Source organism: Synechococcus sp. CB0101, from assembly GCF_000179235.2.
GTDB lineage: Bacteria > Cyanobacteriota > Cyanobacteriia > PCC-6307 > Cyanobiaceae > Vulcanococcus.
The window spans coordinates 974,746-995,598 of sequence record NZ_CP039373.1; the positions used below are offsets into that span (position 1 = coordinate 974,746).

Below are 20,853 nucleotides of genomic sequence, written 5' to 3' on the forward strand. Positions count from 1 at the left end.
AGGTTCAACTGAGAAGATAATAAAACAAAGAAAACAAACGAAGAATATATACCTCTATTCTCTATGGTAAGAGCCCTTGCAGTGGAAATATTAACCCAAAATGCAGAGATAAAAAGGAAAAAAGATACACCTAACGTTCGGAACAGAACTACATATAGACTTTTTGACATAGGTTACACTGAGGAAAAGATTTTTTTAAAGTTCCTAAATAAAGGGGGAATGACAAGTATAAACAGCGATAACCAAGTAAGACGAGTACTTAATCTAAGAGGATATTGAAACAAGACAAGAATACTAATAACGGAAAGTGATGCAGAAATTAGTGAAATAAGATCAAATTTATAGTACTTTAAACGCCTGTAGGGATAAAAAAGGGACAGTGCATATATGAAAAGAGTAAGCATTAAAGTAAAGAAAGATGATCCAGCAATCTGGCTAAAACCAGGATAAGGGACGACAGGTGATATCAAGTTATCTAGTAAAGCAGAATTCATTACATCGGAAGGAATTAAAAACCCGGGAAGAGGCGAAATTGAAAGCATATTTTGGAAAAAAGAAAATGAATAGGTTTGATTAGTAGCCACCGCAGCTAAATAGTTTGAGTTAAAGAGGGAAAACAAAATAATATTTAGAAATTCAGTAAAATCAGCAGCCGCAGGAATGACAGAAAAGTATTCGAAAATTTGAGAAAAACCTTGCGTTCTAAACCTACCAAAATAAGTTCGAATAAAAGATATAGGAGCAAAAATTAAGAATAAAAACCAAAAATTTTTGTAGGATATCTTTTAAAAAGAAGACCAACGCCTAAAACAAATATGCCAAGGGATGAATATCTAGAGTTGCCTGCAATATTAACGGATAAGATATAAAGAAAATTTACAAAATACCAAAATAAAAGGAATTTAGAGGTTTTACGAAAATCAGATGCAGTAATTATAGTAGCTAGAATTATGAGTAATGCTGGAGAAGTCTTGACAAAAAAACTGCTAGAGAAGGAAGCAATGAAAAACTTTCGGGTTTTTGTAAAAGAAGATAGGTACTATTTCTCCACCAATTTTGAGCACCGGAGACAGATATAAAATGGAAAAGACTAGCAGAAGTGATAAATAATTGAGTAAAAAATGAAAATCTATTAATTACAAAAGAATTAACCTTTGAATTCGTAAATATCCTATCATAGGCAAAGTTGCTAAATTGAAAAGTATTTTTTTGAGATGCGGGTAGAGGAAAAAGGAATCCTAAAAACCACAATATAATAAGCAGAATAAAGAAAATAAGACCTTGTCTGTAAAACTCTAAGAAAAAAGTAGCATTATCAAAGCAGGAATGAAAGGTTAAATTTTTCATCAAGAGAATTATCTTGTCAGAAAAATAAGCTGTATTACATAGAGACAATGAGAAAATAAGGCATAAGAAAATATACAAAACAGGAAAAATGACTAAATAGTTTACCTTATATGATAAGGCTAGAAGAAAAATTAATAAAATTAATGCAAAAAACATTAGTTAAAAAGCGAAGTATAATATTCCAGGTCCGAGATGCAACATTCGGCCGCACTTTGCCCAGAATAATACTTTTTGTACCAATCAATAGTCAATCTTATGGTATCCTCAAAGGTTAATAGTGATGTCCAGCCTAGGCAATGAAAAGCATAATCGGACTGAAGATGTAAATTAGAAGCCTCATGGTAAGCGCCAGAGTTATGTACAGACTTATACGAACCGTTCCAATTCTTCAAGGCTTCCATAACAAGGTCATTAACTGATCTATTGCTAGTAACGTTAGGTCCAAAATTCATGGCATTTAAAGAGACAGATTCAGAATGCTGCTTTTGAGCCAATAATAAATAACCTCTTAAAGGCTCTAAAACATGTAACCAAGGTCTGGTGGATAATGGGTTTCTTACTATTACTTCTTTCTGCTCATGTAGAGCTCTGACAATATCTGGTATAATTCTATCAGTTGACCAATCTCCACCTCCTATTACATTACCTGACCTAACAGAAGTCAGGAACTTATTAGAAAACTGATAATCCAAATTACCGCAGAAACTTTTTCGCATACTTGCAATACATATTTCGGCAGCTGCTTTGCTAGAACTATATGGGTCGATTCCACCTAATGCGTCGTTTTCTCTATAACCAAAAGACCATTCGTTATTTTTATACACTTTGTCAGTAGTAATCAACACTAGGGAACACTTCCCGATATCATTAGTCAAACAAGCTTTAATTATATTCATAGTTCCAATAACATTAACATTCCAGGTACCGACTGGATCAATAAAGCTCTCACGAACTAAAGGCTGAGCTGCTAGATGAAATACAATATCAGGCTTAACTTTTTCAACAATGGACTGAATGGAATCATAATTTAAAATGTCGCAGATAAAAGAATCAATGAAAAGTGGCTGTGTAGAGAGTTCATCAAACAAATTAGGTTTTGTAAGTGGATCCAATGACAAGCCATAAACATCGGCTCCCAATAAATCAAGCCAAATTGAAAGCCACGAACCTTTAAAACCAGTATGGCCAGTAACTAAGACTTTCTTTTTGTACCAAAAATCAGGAGATACAGAATTCATTTCCAAACCATCCATGGAGCTTGATTTTGAGAAATAAGACTTTCAAGAGTATTTTTATCTCTTAGTGTATCGATAGGCTGCCAAAACCCATAGTGCTTGAACGAAGAAAGCTGCCCATCTTTTGCTAGCTGCTCCAATGGTCCTTGCTCCCAGACACAAGAATCACCATCAATGTAATCAAAGATCGAAGGCTCTAGAACGAAATAACCTCCATTAATCCAGGAACCATCGCCTTTTGGCTTCTCAACGAAGCCTTTTACATCTGAGTTGGGAGACAGATCCAATGAGCCAAATCTTCCTGGAGGCTGAACAGCTGTTACAGTTGCAAACTTGCGAGAAGATTTGTGATGCTCTAACAAAGCGGCAATATCAACACTTGATACACCATCGCCGTAAGTCATCATAAATGTGTCATCACCAACGTATTCTTTAATCCGCTTAATTCTTCCGCCAGTCATAGAATACTCACCTGTATCAATCAAGCTAATCTTCCATGGTTCCGAATTTTGACAATGTACTTCTGTAGTATTAGAAGATAAATCAAAAGTTATATCTGATTGATGTAAAAAATAATTTTGAAAATACTCTTTTATCACATAACCCTTATATCCAAGACATATGACGAATTCATTTAAACCAAAAGTACTATAATATTTAATTATATGCCAAAGTATGGGTTTGCCTCCTATTTCAACCATCGGCTTAGGCTTGACATTTGATTCCTCGCTGATCCTAGTTCCAAGACCACCAGCCAATAAAACAACTTTCATGACGACTGCTATTCTGTCGGATATTGAAGATGTTGGAAAAGACGACTTGCGACCCTCCCAATCCTACAAATTCTACACCATCAAAGTGCCCCCGGTTTCAGGAAAGTTGTCACCCCTCTGATCTGAAAACCCGGCGGCTTGAGGACACGACCAATGCGTCGTTACAGCGAGGCCGTCAAAGCTGATGTGAGGAGGCGGATGAGTCCGCCTCACCGGCAGAGCGTGGCCCAGATATCAGCAGAGCTGGGTATTCACGTGGTCACCCTCTACAGCTGGAGGAAGGCCTGGCGGTTGCAGGGGGAGGTAGTTCCTGCTTCTCAGAAGGATCCAGAGGGTTGGGGGCCTGCCGACAAGTTCACGGTGGTCCTGGAAACCGCCGGTCTGAACGCGACAGAACTGGGTGGCTATTGCCGTGAGCGGGGGCTGTTTCCTGAACAGGTGGACCGCTGGCGCCAAGCAGCCCAGGATGCCAATGCCCAGCCGCTGCTGACGATGGCCGATCAGAAGGACCTCCAAAAGCGGCACCAGGAGGACCAGCGGGAGATCAAGCGGCTGCAACAGGAGCTGCGCCGTAAGGACAAGGCCCTCGCGGAGGCGGCAGCGCTGCTGATCGCCTCAAAAAAGATTCAGGCCTTCTGGGGAGAGGACGGGGACGATTGACCTCGCCTGACGATCGCCGGAAGGCCCTGGAGATCTTTGAGGAGGGCATGGCCAATGGTGCCCGGGCTCGCAGGGCCGACTGAAAGTCAGGCACAAGGCAGCTGGTGCAGCCATGCTGGTGCCGGTTTTGTCGGGACTGCTCCCGTCCGTTGGCCGACCTCGCCGCCACTGCTGATCTGATCGCCTTCTTGCAGGACCTGCCGGAAAGCCGCAAGCGCCGAGGAGTGCGCTATCCCCAGTGGTTGCTGCTGTTGATGGCGATTCTGGGGATCCTGAGTGGCTGCCGCAGCGCCAGGGATCTCAAACGATTTGCCAAACGTCACCACCAGGCATTTGGGGCAGCGCTGGGCCTGGAGCTGCCCAATGCGCCCTGCGACTCCACCTTCCTCTACCTGTTTGAGCGGGTTGAACTGGAGCAGCTCTTTGGGCTGCTGAGAGAGTGGATGCTGGCCCAGATCGCTGATCAGAATAAGGATTTCGATCAGCTGATCTGCGACGGCAAAACCTTGCGAGGTTCAGCTTCCCAGCCCGATGGTGCCGACGGCGCCACGCGGTTTGTCACGCAGGTCACGTTGTACGCACGCGAGCTGGGCGTTGCGATCGCCCAGACTTCGTTTGATACCGGCGAATCCCACGAGCGCGCTGCCCTCAAAACCTTGCTCAGCACCCTGGAGCTCGACGGTGTGCTGATCCAGGCAGATGCCCTCCACACCTCCCCCGCGTTTTTCAGCTCGCCGCCGAGCAGGGCGCCGACCTGCTCCTGACGGTCAAAAACAACCAGCGCCGGCTGTATCAGCAGATCGTCTCCCAGTTCCGCGGCCACCGCCACTTCCCAGTTGAGATCAGCGATTTTGAGGCCGGCCATGGCCGCAGGGTCCGCTGGCAGCTCAGGGCACGCAATGCCACCGAGGCCATCCGCCAACGCTGGGCAGGCGCCAGTTGGATCATCGAGCTGATCGGCGATGGCTGGCGTGACGGCAAGCCGTTTCACCACATCCACCTGTTCATCACCAGCCTGCGCACCAGCCCCAAAGCACTGCTCCGGCTGGTGCGTCAGCGCTGGGCGATCGAAAACCAGTGGCACTGGCCACGCGACACGCAGCTCGGTGAGGATGCCCATCGCTACAGCCAGCGCAATGGCGTGCAGGTCTTGGCCCTGCTGCGGACCTTGGCCCTCAACCTGCTGCGCTGCAACGGTTTCCGATCAATCCGCGCAGGCCTGATCGCCGTGGCCCATGACATCAACAGGATGCTCGGCTGGGTTGGCGCCAGCCTGTCAGGAACGGGATGAAATGAATTTCAGTCAGCCCTGCCCGGGCTCGTGAACTGGCCCTGCTGCTTGGCGTGGGGCTCACCACGCTGCAGCGCTGGCGCCGTCAGTTTGCTGGTGACGGTGATGGTGTCGACCATCGCAAGGGCAGCTTCCGGCACGTGGCTCACCGCCTGAGCGAGGAGGAACGCCAACGGATCCTGCTGACTTGCAACGAACCTGAATTCGCGGCGCTTCCGCCAGGCCAGATCGTGCCGGTCCTGGCCGATCGCGGGCTTTATATCGGTTCGGAACGCAGCTTTTACCGGGTGCTGCACGCTCACGGTCAGGTTCACCGGCGGGGTCGTGCACGGCCACCACAGGATCCAAGACCCGTGCCACGGCTGAAGGCCGCTGGTCCAAATGAGGTGTGGAGTTGGGACATCTCCTATTTGCCCACCACCGTGCGCGGGATCTGGCTCTACCTCTACCTGGTGATCGATGTCTGGAGCCGCAAGGTCGTTGCCTGGGATGTCGCCGAGCGCGAGGATCCAGCCATTGCAGCGGATCTGGTCAGCAGAGCTTGCTTGAGAGAGAAGATCAGCAAGAGGCGCCGCCAACCGCTGATCCTCCACGCTGACAACGGCAACGCGATGCGCGCGGCCACGCTGGAAAGCCGGCTGGAAGAACTGGGTGTGCTCAGGTCGTTCTCACGGCCGCGCGTCAGCAATGACAACCCCTACTCCGAATCGCTGTTCCGCACAGTGAAGTACCGGCCTGATTACCCGAGACGGCCATTTGCCAGCAAGGACGAGGCCTGCCAGTGGGTGGCGTCATTTGCGGACTGGTACAACCACCGGCACCGCCATAGCGGCATCAAATTCGTGACGCCCCATCAACGCCACAGCGGTCAGGCCGTCGAGATCTGTCGTCACCGCGCTGTCGTCTACGAGCAGGCGCGCAAGCGAAACCCACGCCGGTGGTCACGATCAACACGCTGCTGGCGTCAACCAGAGGTGGTCTGGATCAATCCACCACTAACAGAACTTGACCCCAGTCCAGCTACGTTGTGGATGGCTGTTTGAACAGCAGCAGGGGCGTCATCTTTCCTGGCAGTCACAGGAGTAGCAAGAAGATGTAAATGATCAAAATCCAATAAGATACATAATCTTAGGAATCAGACTGGGTGGATACAGTAAAAATTTGAGAGATTTACCCAAAAGAGAATTTATTTTTGATACTTTAATGCTGATAAAAGTACTTGGAAAGTTCAATAGTGCACGGAATGTACCAACAGCAGCGACGAAAGAAGGACTTGAAATGCCAATGGTTCGGATAAACAACTCGGTATTCAACGTGTAATAATTACTTAATCCCTCAAAGAGACGTGTTCTAGACATTGAAGAGGAACTTATCCTATAGTCTAACAGAATTTCTTGTTGATTCTTCAAGCGAGCTCCACTTAGAAACGCTCTAGTCAAAAAATCATAATCTTCAGCTCCATAAACATCATTGTAACCTTGGAGACTAGAAAATAATTCTCTCTTCATAAACCACGTGGGATGAATTAATGGTCTAGAAAACAACAACGGCCATATGATAGACTTTGAAGAAGATTTTTGAGGCCTATATATGCCCAAGTCAATATTATTGATATTTATAAAATTTACATTGGAAGAGACAAGATCACAGCCATGAGATACACAGAATCGTAATTGACTAGATAGTCTATTGCTATGAGCAATATCATCAGCATCCATTCTGGCAATATAAGAGCCTCTAGATTTGTCGAACAAATTATTTAAATTACCAAAAAGACCTAGGTTTGTAGAATTAACATAAACTTTTATCCTCTCATCATTCAAAGAATTGGCATAATCTACTAATTCATGCGATCTATAGTTGAAACCTACAAGAACCTCAAAGTCAATCAAGTCTTGATCAATGATTGACGAAAGAGCCTTAGCAAAAACCGCTAAATCTTCTTTGTATGCGGGAAAAAGAACAGAAATTAATGGCATGGATAACGCTCAATCGCAAAAAAGAATTACTACCAATGTATCTGGAGAAGACCTCTAACTATTTTCTCTCATCCAATTCAATGTGTTTTCAATGCCGGCTTCTTGATCGTAAGGAAGATTGCCACATAAAGCCCTCTCACGATCTGTAGGGTATATCATGTTGGTAATTAAATTATTATAGCGAAAAGTTGTAAGTGGGGGATTTTTATATCCAAATTTTTTCAAAAGATCCCCTAAATATCCACCCATTTTAAGTGCAGAAGACTTGATTTGCTTTACATCCGAGGAATTAGATTGTTTACGAATAGCATTAGCGAAATCAAGCAAATCAAGTGGTTCAAAGTCAGTAGCAAATAATATCATTCTGTTAAAGAGATGGTCGTCCAAAGACAAGTAATGTAGATATTGGTGAACAATATTACCTACATATCCAAAACTTTTTTGAATGGATGTTCCGCTGGGGTGCACGTATCTGCCGGAGATTACGGAATCAAAAAAGTTTTTATAAGGAATGCCAAACCATTCACCCCATATAGATGTAGGTCGTAGAATCATCCATGGTTTAGCATTAAAAGAGTCTTGAGATAAAACTGCTAATTCACCCTTTACTTTGCTTTGTCCGTAAATAGTAGAGGCATTGTAATCTAAATTATGAACGGGCTTGTGACTAATATCAAAAACTAATCTAGACGATGTATAAATAACTTTTTCAACAGAATCGCAATTATTGACACAGTTGATAATATTTTGAACACCATCAATATTAGCGGAATAATCTGAAAGAGTCTTGCCGTCTAAATCGGTTTTGGCTGCAAGATGGATAACATATTCAGGCTGAAATTCATAAAAAGACTTCTCTAAGTTAGACTTGTCAAGTATATCCACACGTTTGAAGAGGTGATTATGATCAAAGTTTTTAGGATCATCAATAGATAAATTCAAAACCTCATGATCAAGCTCTATGAGTTTCTGAACAATATTAGTTCCAATAAAGCCTGAGCCACCAGTCACTAAAAAACGAGAAGACATAAATCTTTTTAAGGTTTAGTAATTTTACGTAAAAATGAATTATAATTGGAATTTACTGTAACAACTGTATTCTCTGGAACGTCCTTAAAGATCGCACAACAAGCTCCTATGACAGCATTGTTTTTAATCCTAACCCCGGGACCTATGAATGCTCTTGTAGCAATCCAAACGCTCGATTCAATATAAATGGGTTTATTCGCATATTGCATGGATTTGCTACTAATATCGTGAGATGCAGCTGCGAGATATACATCGTGAGCCAAAGCCACATAGTCTTCAAATATAACATGTTCGAGATTTAATATCTCACAGCGATCTCCAATCCAACAATAATTGCCAATACGAAGCTTCCATGGAAAGTGAATATTTACTCTAGGGCGAATATATAAAGACTTCCCAACTTTTGCACCGTATAAGATTAAAAGAAATTTCTTAAAGGAGGAAGGATATGGTATTGATGTAAGAAAGAAAAGTGATTTGACTAGATACCAAGAAATTTCTTTTAGTTTTCCTGCTCCTCTATCAAAAGAACCGGCTTGAAATAATGAAGTGTCCTGCTTTTCCATAAGTCTATTTATTGAATAATCTCAGAACAGATGAGTCGGGATTAGCGAGATACTGAACAGGTAGATTTGAAACAAGTGATTGTAGAAGGCTTGTGTCAGCACATAGATAGTCTGCATCACCTGGGGATCTACATGTCTGTCCAAATTTCAATAAATCTTGAGGTGCATTCATTGCAGAAGCCAAAGCAAGGCAAACATTCTTAACCTTTACGGCTTTACCAGTTCCAATATTTACAATATCAAATCTATTCTTATATTTTTTTTCGATAATTCAAGCAAAAGTCTACATACATCATCCACATGCACAAAATCTCTCTCTTGCTCGCAATCACTTAATTTAACAGGCACATTATTCTGAAGAGCTTGAATTACAGATGGAAATAAACGCTCTGGTCTCTCACCATAACCATATACACCATACAGTCTAAAAATACGAATATCAAAGTTTAAACTATGCCGATAGGAGCGTGCTAAATCCGTTATTTGAAGCTTAGATAGACCATATTGTGTTGTAGGGAAACATTTATCGACCTCTTTGTGCGTACCCGAAAACCCATACTCTGCCATTGATCCAGTTACACACAAAGTGTGATCAGGAGTAATAGATTTTAGGAGATTTTCAAACATCCCCACATTTTTGGTATTACATTCTTTATTATGGGCATCTGAATGCTTAACTCCCTGAGATGCTAGATGAATAATAACTTCTGGATTACATTCTCTAATTAAGCGATGAGTTTGAGAAAAATCGCAAAGATTTACTTCTGAGGACCTCGGTGCAAAAAAGTTTATTTGGTTAGATCTTAAAAGCTTCAAAAAGTTTAATCCAATAAAACCAGATGCACCAGTGACCAGTACTTTTGTCATGTTAACTTGTAATTTTTTACTTTCTGATTATATAACTCATCGAGCTTAAAAGCAACAGTAGATGGTGATGCGTTCTTAGTAATCCAATCAAAAGCCTCATCAGCAAGGCCTTTACGTTGGACAGCAGATAAGCCAACAAACTTATCTATACCATTGGAAATAGCTTTAGCATCAACGTCGGTTATAATTCCAGCATTTAGAGTTTCAAGAAAGGACATATTGCAATTCCTAGATAATAGAACTGGTACTTGCAATGACATTGCTTCAACAACTGCTGTACTGAAACCTTCTTGATATGAAGGCAACACGAACAAATCGCTGCTTGCTAATAAATATTTAGCCTGAATGCCGGATATATCAGAACGCATAACCACATTATTTGAAGAAATGGGTATTATTTCGTCTTTGATTTTTAATTCCAGATCATTATCATCGCGAAGACCGATTATTAGCAATTTAATATTGTTATGCTTTTTCAAGCATTCTAGAAACGAAAGACAAAGGTCCCAAAGTCCCTTTTTGTAATTTATTCGTGAAAAAAATGTCAACACGAGATTCTCTTCAAGTGATTCTTCATTAAATAACTTTGCAAGATTTTGCCTATCTGCATATTTTTCAGCGGAACATAGCAATTCAAAATCTGAATAGGAGACTGGATTAGCAATAATTTTAGTTTCTGGCAAAGTAAGGCCAGTTTTTATTGAATTATCGATTTCCTCTTGAGTGCCGTATATCAAACAACTTGCTTTAATAAGAATTTTTTTGCAACTGAAAAACATTGGACCATAGTTTTTTTTGAAAAGCTGATTTTCTCAACTCAAAATTATCGAGCATACCATGAGGCGATATCACGTACGGGATATTATTCTTAAAACAAAGTCTGGCAATTTTAAGTAGAAAATGTTCCCACACGCAATGTATATGTACAATATCATAATTGTGGATGTTTTCGTGAAAACTATTAACTAATTTTTTACAATATCCAATTTTTTCGCAAAAAAGTGAACTTGCGTCGAAAATTTTAAAATTTATAGATTTATTATTATTAGTAATGTCGATAGGTCCATATTTGCCTATCATAGATAGGCAATATACATCAATCTCATAACCGATCTTGGAGAGTCCTTCGCATATGTTAAATACTACTTTAGGTGGACCTCCAGCTTTCACATGAATAGTTGGAAGAACAAAAGCGATTTTAAGTGTCATTGGATTAAACGTGGTTATAAATAAGAAGTTGAATCGAGAAAGACTCTATATAAGTTTCTTAATAAATACATCATAAAAATCACATATTTAAATATGCGCATGGATAGAAATTTTGAATAACGATACAGTTAAGCTGCATAAAGAGTTTTTATAATATTTTAATGAGTATTTAATGGCATTCAAATGGTTGTTCAAATTATTATTAAATCACATAGCCATGCTAACTTGTTTTTAATATTAATTAAGCTTGTAACTAAAATAGTATAGAGAACTGTTTGCTTTACACATTCAAATTCAGGCAAATTTAATTAGAAATGTTATGTAGTCGGCGTATCAGATCGAAAAATTTGATGCATTTTTTACAATATAAATAAAGTATGTCTTTGCAGAAAATTAAATTGATAAGTAGTGAGACTGGTTTAAAAATATGTAATTTATGAACCCCAAGATCATTATCTCAAGCTTTAGATATTAACTGTGGGTCCGGTGCCTGCCAGCAAAGATGACGCCCCTGCTGCTGTTCAAACAGCCATCCACAACGTAGCTGGACTGGGGTCAAGTTCTGTTAGTGGTGGATTGATCCAGACCACCTCTGGTTGACGCCAGCAGCGTGTTGATCGTGACCACCGGCGTGGGTTTCGCTTGCGCGCCTGCTCGTAGACGACAGCGCGGTGACGACAGATCTCGACGGCCTGACCGCTGTGGCGTTGATGGGGCGTCACGAATTTGATGCCGCTATGGCGGTGCCGGTGGTTGTACCAGTCCGCAAATGACGCCACCCACTGGCAGGCCTCGTCCTTGCTGGCAAATGGCCGTCTCGGGTAATCAGGCCGGTACTTCACTGTGCGGAACAGCGATTCGGAGTAGGGGTTGTCATTGCTGACGCGCGGCCGTGAGAACGACCTGAGCACACCCAGTTCTTCCAGCCGGCTTTCCAGCGTGGCCGCGCGCATCGCGTTGCCGTTGTCAGCGTGGAGGATCAGCGGTTGGCGGCGCCTCTTGCTGATCTTCTCTCTCAAGCAAGCTCTGCTGACCAGATCCGCTGCAATGGCTGGATCCTCGCGCTCGGCGACATCCCAGGCAACGACCTTGCGGCTCCAGACATCGATCACCAGGTAGAGGTAGAGCCAGATCCCGCGCACGGTGGTGGGCAAATAGGAGATGTCCCAACTCCACACCTCATTTGGACCAGCGGCCTTCAGCCGTGGCACGGGTCTTGGATCCTGTGGTGGCCGTGCACGACCCCGCCGGTGAACCTGACCGTGAGCGTGCAGCACCCGGTAAAAGCTGCGTTCCGAACCGATATAAAGCCCGCGATCGGCCAGGACCGGCACGATCTGGCCTGGCGGAAGCGCCGCGAATTCAGGTTCGTTGCAAGTCAGCAGGATCCGTTGGCGTTCCTCCTCGCTCAGGCGGTGAGCCACGTGCCGGAAGCTGCCCTTGCGATGGTCGACACCATCACCGTCACCAGCAAACTGACGGCGCCAGCGCTGCAGCGTGGTGAGCCCCACGCCAAGCAGCAGGGCCAGTTCACGAGCCCGGGCACCATTGGCCATGCCCTCCTCAAAGATCTCCAGGGCCTTCCGGCGATCGTCAGGCGAGGTCAATCGTCCCCGTCCTCTCCCCAGAAGGCCTGAATCTTTTTTGAGGCGATCAGCAGCGCTGCCGCCTCCGCGAGGGCCTTGTCCTTACGGCGCAGCTCCTGTTGCAGCCGCTTGATCTCCCGCTGGTCCTCCTGGTGCCGCTTTTGGAGGTCCTTCTGATCGGCCATCGTCAGCAGCGGCTGGGCATTGGCATCCTGGGCTGCTTGGCGCCAGCGGTCCACCTGTTCAGGAAACAGCCCCCGCTCACGGCAATAGCCACCCAGTTCTGTCGCGTTCAGACCGGCGGTTTCCAGGACCACCGTGAACTTGTCGGCAGGCCCCCAACCCTCTGGATCCTTCTGAGAAGCAGGAACTACCTCCCCCTGCAACCGCCAGGCCTTCCTCCAGCTGTAGAGGGTGACCACGTGAATACCCAGCTCTGCTGATATCTGGGCCACGCTCTGCCGGTGAGGCGGACTCATCCGCCTCCTCACATCAGCTTTGACGGCCTCGCTGTAGCGACGCATTGCTCTGCTCCATCAAGCCCCCTGGTGGAAAAAGTGGTCGACATGGAGAGGCGTCAACTTTGCTGGCAGAGGGGGGTCTTGACAAGTGCCACTCTTACAATCAACAAGATTTACATAAACATGGCTTTGAGTATTTGACTACTTTATTCTCTAGAAAGTTGGGTGAAGAAAAGTCTAGATAAGTTTTAATTTATCTAAAGTGTTCCATTCATCATATCCAAATATTTCCATATCATCACGATATATATTAATTATTTTTTGATATAAGCATTCATCGTAAACATTTAGATCATGATTTTTTCGAGCATTAATTGATCTAGTAGAAGTTTTAAGACCAAGCAATCTCTCTCGAATAGTTATATCATTTATTTGATTAGCTATATATTTTATGTCTTCATTGAAGAACTCTGTTTTGCCCACAAAATCGCATTTAACGCAATAGGGTATATCAGATGGTATAGAAACAAAATTATACTGAGATTTCAAATGTATGAATTTATTTCTAAATTTTATATCTTCACATGCATCAACAAAATCTATCAATGACTGAAAGTTTTTCTTGATAAAATCTCCTTGAGATTTATCTTTTAAATTAATTCCTCCTGAAAGAAGAAAATTGTACGCTGATATGAACCTCCGAAAAGGATGTCTTGCAAATGAAAATTTAAATGCCTCATTAAACTTATTTTTGTCAGTTAGAAAATAATCGCAAAGTGGTATGTGACCCACTCGATAACCAAGAATGTTTGTGCTTATGTTTGACCCAGCTGCCTTTGGTATATGAATAAAAAGCACATTTGTCTTTGGATAGTTAACATGAATTGCTGGACGTAGCGTTTTTTTTAATTTTTGAAAAGCAAGAGAAGACATTTTTAAAAAAGAAACATTTAATTTAATTTATTTTGCATTTTCATATATTTGAAAATCTTGATTAAATAATTTTTTATTTTGAGAATCTGTGATTTATATAGGTTTATATCTAATTTTAATTTTCGACTATTTAACCGTTTAGAATCATCAAGAAGTCTAGGATCATAGTTTGTAGAAAGCTTTTGGTGCATGTCTAAGATGCCATCACGTAAGTTTTCTAGCTTATAGATATTGTCGATTAAAAAATTGCCATTTGAATCAGTAATATCATCGTACATTGGAGTAACATGAGTTACAAACTCTAAATTTAAAGGTGAGTACACTGTTGAGGTAGCATGAGACATTTCTACGAGATCTAAGAATGCATCAAAGGCATAATGCTGATCGAATAAGAACTTTTTCGTTTTCAGAGTAATTTTAAGATAGTTACTTATAGTCCCAATGGTACTTAAATCGTGTCTCGACCTTGATGATTTCCAAAATAGATAATAAAACATACTTTTTGTTCTCGATATTGGCTCTCGTGCAAATACTAATTTATATAAACGATCCCAATGATCTTTGTACAGAAATTTCTTGGCAAAAAGTGCCCTTTTATTATAGTATTTCCCAAAAGGAGTCCTGTAATTATTGACTATATCATTATAATGAATTGTATCGGCTTGAATAAAACTTATCGGAAAATTTTCTCTATCGGTTTCGGCATAGTGGGGCTTCAACAAATCTCTTATAGTTATACCTGCGGATTTTTTAATATGAAGCCAAAACAGCAAGCTTTTAGTCATTTTCAGGTAAAGAGTAATTTAAAAATTAATGATCCAGTCGAATGCTAATATTACATAAAAATGGAAAGCTACGGACTAGGTCCTTTAAGGAAATTCTGGAAAACCCAGCCCGTCTGCGCGAAAATGAACCTGTAATCGCAGACCAGGACTGGGTTGATGGGCGGCAAGCAGCTCGGTTTCACGGACTATGAGCTGACCACGGCCAAGAAGCGCACCAAGCGCGAGAAATTTCTCTCCGAGATGGAGGCTGTGGTGCCTTGGCAGGCACTCATCGATCTGATCGAGCCGCACTACCCCAAGGCGAGCAAGAAAGGCGGCAGGCCTCCCTATCCGCTGGCAACGATGCTGCGCATTCATCTGCTGCAGCAGTGGTACTCCCTCAGCGATCCGGCCATGGAAGAGGCCTTGATCGAGGTGCCCACCATGCGCCGCTTTGCCGGCATCGAGCTGATCAGCGATCGGATCCCGGACGAGACCACGATCCTCACGTTCCGCCATCTGCTTGAGAAGCATGGGCTGGGTGAGCAGATTTTTGACACCGTCAAAGCGCTCCTGGCCGCTCGGGGCGTAACCATGCGTCAGGGCACGATCGTCGATGCCACCTTGATCGCAGCGCCCAGCTCCACCAAGAACAAAGATGGGAAGCGGGATCCGGAGATGCACCAGACCAAAAAGGGCAACCAGTGGTACTTCGGCATGAAGGTCCACGCCGGCGTTGACAAGGACTCAGGCCTGATCCATTCGGTTGTCGTCACCGCCGCCAACGTGCACGACCTCACCCCGGCAGCTGAGCTACTGCATGGAGATGAGGAGGTGGTGTACGGCGATGCTGGCTACCAGGGCATCGCCAAGAGACCAGAAATGGCTGGCAAGACAGCGGAGTTCAGAGTGGCGATGCGGCCCGGCACGCGCAGGGCTCTTCCTGACACCCCGGATGGGAGGGTGCAGGATCTGATCGAGACGGCCAAAGCTCACATCCGCTCCAAGGTTGAGCATCCCTTCCGTGTGATCAAGCAGCAGTTCGGCTTTCAAAAGACCCGGCTGCGAGGCTTGGCCAAGAACCGCTGCAAAATCAACGTGCTTGCGGCACTGTCGAATCTGTACCAGGCCCGACGACAATTACTCGCGACAGTGTGAACAGGGACTTGGTGTGCCTGCACACCTCTATTTAGCCTCAAAACCAGCCGAAAGTGGCTGGATATGTGAGCCAAGGTCATCAAAAAATGGCCTCAGAGGCAATTTGCAGCCAAAACCACTCTTTCTGCTCGCTGCCGCCGCTCAAACACCGCTTGTCCAGAGTTTCCTTAATACTTGATAACGCGGCTGAATGATCCGAATCAGATTGGTGCTGTCGGTGAGGTCGCCGTAATGCAGCACCAGGCGGGGATTTACCTCATGGGGATCCTGGTAAAGGTGGTCGATCCGATCGGTGTTGAAACTGCTGGACCGGCGTTTAATGTCGTGCACTTCATAGCCCTTCTCCAGAAGCAGCTCCGCCAGGTAACTGCCGTCCTGGCCGGTGATTCCAGTGATGAGTGCAGTTTTGGCGGGGGCCCCGAGCAGCACCATGCAGGTGTGAATGCCGATGAAGCCTGCGCCGCCGGTAATCAGAATTTTGCTCATGGTTCCACTCACTCGACGGTGACGCTCTTCGCCAGGTTGCGCGGCTGATCCACATCCAGCCCCCGGTGGGCAGCGATGTGATAGCTCAGCAGCTGCATCGGGATCACCGTTAGCAGTGGGCTGAGCAGCTCATCCACCGTCGGCACCGGCAGCAGCGTGTCGAACAGCTCCGCATCGGCGCAATCAGGCGCCACCCCAATCAATTGCGCGTCGCGGGCCTTGGCCTCCTGGGCGTTGCTGAGCACCTTGTCGAACACCGTGCCCGGTACCGCGATCGACACCACCGGAACCCGCGCATCCAGCAGCGCAATCGGGCCGTGCTTCATCTCACCAGCCGGGTAGCCCTCGGCGTGGATGTAGCTGATCTCCTTGAGCTTCAAGGCACCCTCAAGCGCGATCGGGTAGTTGATGCCGCGCCCCAGGAAGATCACATCCTGCGTGTCGGCGAACAGATGCGCCATCTGCTCGCAGCGGCGGTCGTGGTCATCCACCAGTGCCCGCAGTTGCGCCGGTAAGGCCCGCAGGCCAGCCGCCAGCTGGCGGAGCTGCTCGGGCCCGTGGCCCGTGGCACCGCCGCCGCGGCGTTCAGCAAAGGCCAGCGCCAATCCGTAAAACGCCAGCAGCTGCCCCAGGAACGTTTTGGTGGCGGCCACACCCACCTCGATCCCGGCGCCGATGTCGAGGATCTGATCCACCAGTCGGCCCAGGGAGCTCTCCGGGCGGTTCGTGATCCCCAGCAGCCGCGGCGCATAGGCCGGATCAGCCACCGCACGGCGCCGCTCCTGCTCCATCGCCAGCGCCGCCAGCGTGTCGGCCGTTTCGCCCGATTGGGTCACACCGATCGTGAGGGTGTTCGGGCCGAGCGGTGGCGGCGCATAGCGGAATTCACTGGCGTAAAACACGCTCGTTGGGATCCCCGCCAGCTGCTCCAGCAAATAGGCCCCCACCTGAGCCGCGTGGCGGCTGGTGCCGCAGGCCAGGATCTGGATCCGCTCCACACCCTCGTAAACCCGCTCGTCGAGGGGCAGCGCCACCAGGCCACCGCTCTCAGGCAAATGCCGCGCCACCCACAGCGCAGCCGTTTCCGGTTGCTCGTGGATCTCCTTCAGCATGAAGTGGCGGAAGCTGCGCTTGTCCGCCACGTGCTCAGTGCCGCTCAGCAGGCTCGGTGTGCGCTGCACCCGATCACCAGCTGCGTCGTAGAGCTCGATCCCCAGGGGGGTGAGCAGTGCCACTTCGCCGTCTTCCAGCGGCAGGATCGTGCGCGTGAATCCCGCCAGGGCTGGGGTGTCGCTGGCGCAGAGGAATTCGCCTTCTCCCAGGCCGATCAGCAGCGGTGCTGACTTACGAGCCACCACCAGGGTGCCAGGCAACTCCGCCCACACCACCGCCAGCACATAGGCCCCATGCAACCGCGGCAACACGGCCTGCACGGCCTGCAGCAGCAAAGCTCCGCTCGGCTTGCCACCGGCCGCCACCAGCCGGCCCAGCTCACGGCTCAGCAGGTGGGGGATCACCTCCGTATCCGTCTCGGAGCGGAACACCACCCCTTCTCCCTGCAGCTCCTCCCGGAGCGTGCGGTGGTTCTCAATGATTCCGTTCTGCACCACCGCCACACGGCCTGGGCCATCGAGGTGGGGGTGGGCGTTGCGCTCTTCTGGTTTGCCGTGCGTCGCCCAGCGGGTGTGGCCGATGCCGCATTGGCCAAACGCTCCCTGGGCCTCAAACCGCTGGGTGAGGTTCACCAACTTCCCCTCGGCCCGCAGGCAGCTCAGCTGCCGCTCTCCATTGACCGTGGCGATACCGGCCGAGTCGTAGCCGCGGTACTCCAGCTGCCGCAAACCCTCCAGCAGCAGGGGGGCCGCTTCCTGGGAACCCACGAGGGCGACGATTCCGCACATGGGATGGGTCAAAGACGTCTAAAGTGGAAGTTGGCTGGACGTCAGTGATACTTGCAATCACGCGGACTGACATTCAGTGGACAGACAAGACGCAGAGCCGGCTACTGAATTCGGCGGGCAAAGGTGCAGGAGCCGTAAACTCGCAGTCAAAGATAAGAATCGAGGGCCGACTTAACAATCGACCCTATAAATATGAACAGAGATGAAAAGGGGTCAGCGGCGCTCATCCAACCAGCGCAATCCCGCTTCAGCACGTTCGCGCAGCTGCTTGAGCTTGGGATACTGCGCTTCAAACTGCTTCAGTGGATTGGGCTTCGACGATTGAGGTGCGTAGCCATAGCCATAGCCATAGCCATAGCCATAGCCATAGCCATAGCCATAAAGTTTGGCGGCGGGTTGGGTTTGGTTGGTGATCACACCCAACAGATCAGCGTTGGAGGCCTGAATCCGTTTCAGCGATTGAGATGGCAGATTGCGATCAATCCGCCCCAGGCTCACCACAAACAACAAACCATCCAGGTGATCACCGAGCAACAGCGGCTCCACCAGATCCAGAGCCGGTGGGGTGTCGAACAACACCAGATCAAACTGAGGCAGCGCACGCAACTGCTGGATCACCTCGCCGCAGCGCGCTGAGCTGAGCAATTTGGCTGCATCCGGAGGCCGCCGGCCCACCGGCAACAGCGCCAGATTGGCTTCAGGCCACTGGAGCAAAGCCTCTAGTTCTGGCGGATGCTCCGTGAACAGCTCACTCCAGCCGCGTGCCCCATCAGCGGCAAAACGCTGATGCAGCTGCATCTGGCGCAAATCACCATCCACCAACAACACCTTCAAGCCAAGATCGGCCAGGGCTTGGCCCAGCAAGGCCACGCTGGTGGTTTTGCCTTCTCCGCTTGCGGTTGAGGTCACCGCGAGCATGCGCAGGTTGCCGCCGGCGCGCACCAATTGCAGGGAGCGATAGAGGTTGCGCAATGATTCCCTCAGGCCAAAGCGCTGTTGATCATCGAGCTGCTCCCACAAGCCATTAACGCTCTGAAAACGCTCCAGCGGCAGGAAGGGGATACTGCCCAAGAGCGGTTGATCAATCCCCTGCTCCACATCCCGCGGACTATGGAACACATGATCCAAACGGTCGCGTAGCAACGCTGCACCGGCACCCGCCATCGCACCCAACAGCAAGCCGAGCATCAAATTGCGCGACAGGTTGGGTTTAACAGGGGTCTCATCAACTTCCGGTGGACTGATCACCTGCCAGGGCAGTGTTTTCTGCGCCACCTCCAAGCGGAAGCTCTCACGTGCCTTGAGGTAGCTGCTGAGGTTTTCGCTGGCAATCTCCAGCCGTTGATTCAAGGCGTCGTATTGCTTCACCAGCTCAGGGCCCACCACCCGAAACGCCTTCTCCAGCTGAGCCAGCTGACGTTGCACCTCGGCCTGTTGGGCCGCGTTTTCCTGCAATGCAGACGCCACGGCGTCGAGCTGCCGGCGCTGCAACAGCGGCCGCAGCTTGTTGCGTTGAGCCGTAAGGCTTCGCACCAAAGGAGAGCTGCTGCGGAAGGTGCCACTGGCTTCCGCCAGTTGCTTCTCCACATCGGTGAGATCAGCCAACAGCTGGCTGAAGGCACCACTGGCTAGGGCACCACTGAGGTCAGCTCCGGTTGCGGGTTTGAGCCCACCGCCGCCGCTGACACCCGATGCTCCTTGGAATTGCGGCGAAAACAGTTGCCCGCGCCTTACAGAAGCCTGCAACCCCACCAGCTGGGCTTGGCCCTGCTGCAATTGGCGCTCGCGCGCCTCGAGATCCGCCCGTTCCAGTTCGATTTGCTTGGCGCGATCCTCTGGAATCAGAAGAGCATTCGCGCGGCGGAAGTTGGCCAGCTCTTGCTGGATCTGGCTCACACGCTCCTGCAGGCCGGGTGCTTGCTCGTCGAGGAACTTCAATCCTTGCGAGAGCTTTTCCTGCCGTTGGCGCAGCGAATAGGCGAGATACGACTGGGACAGCGCCTTGAGGAGCTGCTCACCCTGCTGAGGATTGCGCCATTGCAGGCTCACTTTAAGCACGCCATCCGCATCGCGTTGCACGCTGCGGGCCGTGACACGGCCAACCAATGCATCAGGCTCAAGCCCTTGGGCGTTAGCTAAGGGCTGCAGCAGCATCGGGCTGGTGAGCACCTCAATCAGGTTGGGTAAGTCCACTGTGCCTGGATTCACCAACGCCAGGTCAGAGAGCTGATTGCTGGGGCCACCCAATTGGCGATCTTCACTGAGGGGATCACTCACCAGCAAGGTGAAGCTGCCCTCATAGGTGGGGCGAAACAAGCGCTGCCCCAGCGTGAGCACCCCGGTGATCGCCAGGGTGACGCCAAAGCCCGCCAAAAACCAGCGCCGCCGTCGCCGCAGCGCCATCCAGATCTCTTTGAGGTTGATCTCGCCATCCGGTACGGCGGGCATCATCATCAGCCCTTCAGGCGGAGCAACTCCCGCTGGCGGCTGCAGGCGACTGCCGTTGGAGCTGGGGGAGGACAAAGCCAAAGGGTGTGACGTCAAAGAAAAGGGGCGATGCAAAGCGCATCACCCATCAAGGCAAGGGTCCAGGCGGGAGATCTGCAGA

The 20,853-nt window shown here is 48.1% G+C and carries 17 protein-coding genes and 2 pseudogenes; 5 read left to right on the forward strand and 14 right to left on the reverse strand.

Annotation, left to right across the window (positions count from 1 at the left end; all coding sequences use genetic code 11):
• Nucleotides 1-1,502: 1,502 nt before the first annotated feature.
• Complete coding sequence (rfbG, locus tag CB0101_RS05300; protein WP_071778114.1) at nt 1,503-2,585, reverse strand: CDP-glucose 4,6-dehydratase; 1,083 nt, start codon at nt 2,583-2,585, stop codon at nt 1,503-1,505.
• Complete coding sequence (gene rfbF / locus CB0101_RS05305) at nt 2,582-3,355, reverse strand: glucose-1-phosphate cytidylyltransferase (RefSeq protein ID WP_010306332.1); 774 nt, start codon at nt 3,353-3,355, stop codon at nt 2,582-2,584. Before rfbF ends, rfbG begins: the two co-directional genes overlap by 4 nt.
• 198 nt (nt 3,356-3,553) lie before the next feature.
• On the opposite strand from rfbF, the gene CB0101_RS05310 reads away from it, so the two are divergent.
• The 4 genes from CB0101_RS05310 (at nt 3,554) to CB0101_RS05325 (ending at nt 6,349) form a co-directional block, all read left to right on the forward strand.
• Entirely contained in the window at nt 3,554-4,015 is a 462-nt protein-coding gene (locus tag CB0101_RS05310) for a hypothetical protein (RefSeq protein ID WP_246833831.1), read from the forward strand.
• 149 nt (nt 4,016-4,164) lie between these two features.
• Nucleotides 4,165-4,779 (forward strand): ISAs1 family transposase, encoded by a 615-nt coding sequence (locus CB0101_RS05315; protein ID WP_168187947.1) that lies wholly within the window; start codon nt 4,165-4,167, stop codon nt 4,777-4,779.
• Nucleotides 4,780-4,802: 23 nt separating this feature from the next.
• Nucleotides 4,803-5,306: an ISAs1 family transposase gene (locus tag CB0101_RS05320; protein WP_246833855.1), complete on the forward strand. Its 504-nt coding sequence runs from the start codon at nt 4,803-4,805 to the stop codon at nt 5,304-5,306.
• 53 nt (nt 5,307-5,359) lie between these two features.
• Complete coding sequence (locus CB0101_RS05325) at nt 5,360-6,349, forward strand: IS3 family transposase (RefSeq protein WP_246833832.1); 990 nt, start codon at nt 5,360-5,362, stop codon at nt 6,347-6,349.
• A 60-nt stretch (nt 6,350-6,409) separates the two neighbouring features.
• Here CB0101_RS05325 and CB0101_RS05330 read toward each other — a convergent pair whose 3' ends face one another.
• The 9 genes and pseudogenes from CB0101_RS05330 to CB0101_RS05375 all read right to left on the reverse strand — a co-directional run bounded on the left by CB0101_RS05330 (nt 6,410) and on the right by CB0101_RS05375 (nt 14,721).
• Nucleotides 6,410-7,285 (reverse strand): glycosyltransferase, encoded by an 876-nt coding sequence (locus CB0101_RS05330; protein ID WP_071778113.1) that lies wholly within the window; start codon nt 7,283-7,285, stop codon nt 6,410-6,412.
• 54 nt (nt 7,286-7,339) lie between these two features.
• Complete coding sequence (locus tag CB0101_RS05335; protein ID WP_010306310.1) at nt 7,340-8,314, reverse strand: NAD(P)-dependent oxidoreductase; 975 nt, start codon at nt 8,312-8,314, stop codon at nt 7,340-7,342.
• 8 nt (nt 8,315-8,322) lie between these two features.
• Entirely contained in the window at nt 8,323-8,880 is a 558-nt protein-coding gene (locus CB0101_RS05340) for a putative colanic acid biosynthesis acetyltransferase WcaF (protein WP_010306307.1), read from the reverse strand.
• A gap of 231 nt (nt 8,881-9,111) precedes the next feature.
• The gene (locus CB0101_RS05345) at nt 9,112-9,747 is read right to left on the reverse strand and encodes an NAD-dependent epimerase/dehydratase family protein (RefSeq protein WP_071778112.1); all 636 of its coding nucleotides are present in this window, start codon (nt 9,745-9,747) and stop codon (nt 9,112-9,114) included.
• A complete protein-coding gene (locus CB0101_RS05350) occupies nt 9,744-10,526 on the reverse strand; it encodes a glycosyltransferase (protein ID WP_083798533.1) in 783 nt (260 codons plus the stop codon). The genes CB0101_RS05345 and CB0101_RS05350 overlap by 4 nt, the downstream gene beginning before the upstream one ends.
• Nucleotides 10,495-10,956: a glycosyltransferase gene (locus tag CB0101_RS15840; protein WP_071778110.1), complete on the reverse strand. Its 462-nt coding sequence runs from the start codon at nt 10,954-10,956 to the stop codon at nt 10,495-10,497. The genes CB0101_RS05350 and CB0101_RS15840 overlap by 32 nt, the downstream gene beginning before the upstream one ends.
• Before the next feature lie 521 nt (nt 10,957-11,477).
• Nucleotides 11,478-13,066: pseudogene (locus CB0101_RS05360) on the reverse strand (IS3 family transposase).
• Nucleotides 13,067-13,240: 174 nt separating this feature from the next.
• Complete coding sequence (locus tag CB0101_RS05370) at nt 13,241-13,936, reverse strand: sulfotransferase family 2 domain-containing protein (protein WP_083798532.1); 696 nt, start codon at nt 13,934-13,936, stop codon at nt 13,241-13,243.
• A 17-nt stretch (nt 13,937-13,953) separates the two neighbouring features.
• Nucleotides 13,954-14,721, reverse strand: coding sequence for a sulfotransferase family 2 domain-containing protein (locus tag CB0101_RS05375; protein WP_136643993.1), 768 nt, complete (start codon nt 14,719-14,721; stop codon nt 13,954-13,956).
• Nucleotides 14,722-14,877: 156 nt separating this feature from the next.
• On the opposite strand from CB0101_RS05375, the gene CB0101_RS05380 reads away from it, so the two are divergent.
• Nucleotides 14,878-15,858, forward strand: coding sequence for an IS5 family transposase (locus tag CB0101_RS05380; protein ID WP_136643901.1), 981 nt, complete (start codon nt 14,878-14,880; stop codon nt 15,856-15,858).
• A 186-nt stretch (nt 15,859-16,044) separates the two neighbouring features.
• On the opposite strand, the pseudogene CB0101_RS05385 reads toward CB0101_RS05380, so the two are convergent.
• The 3 genes and pseudogenes from CB0101_RS05385 to CB0101_RS05395 form a co-directional block, all read right to left on the reverse strand.
• Nucleotides 16,045-16,290, reverse strand: a pseudogene (locus tag CB0101_RS05385) (GDP-mannose 4,6-dehydratase); the annotation flags it as partial.
• A 62-nt stretch (nt 16,291-16,352) separates the two neighbouring features.
• Complete coding sequence (gene glmS / locus CB0101_RS05390; protein WP_136643994.1) at nt 16,353-18,245, reverse strand: glutamine--fructose-6-phosphate transaminase (isomerizing); 1,893 nt, start codon at nt 18,243-18,245, stop codon at nt 16,353-16,355.
• 213 nt (nt 18,246-18,458) lie between these two features.
• A complete protein-coding gene (locus CB0101_RS05395) occupies nt 18,459-20,693 on the reverse strand; it encodes a polysaccharide biosynthesis tyrosine autokinase (protein ID WP_136644245.1) in 2,235 nt (744 codons plus the stop codon).
• Between the last annotated feature and the right edge of the window lie 160 nt (nt 20,694-20,853).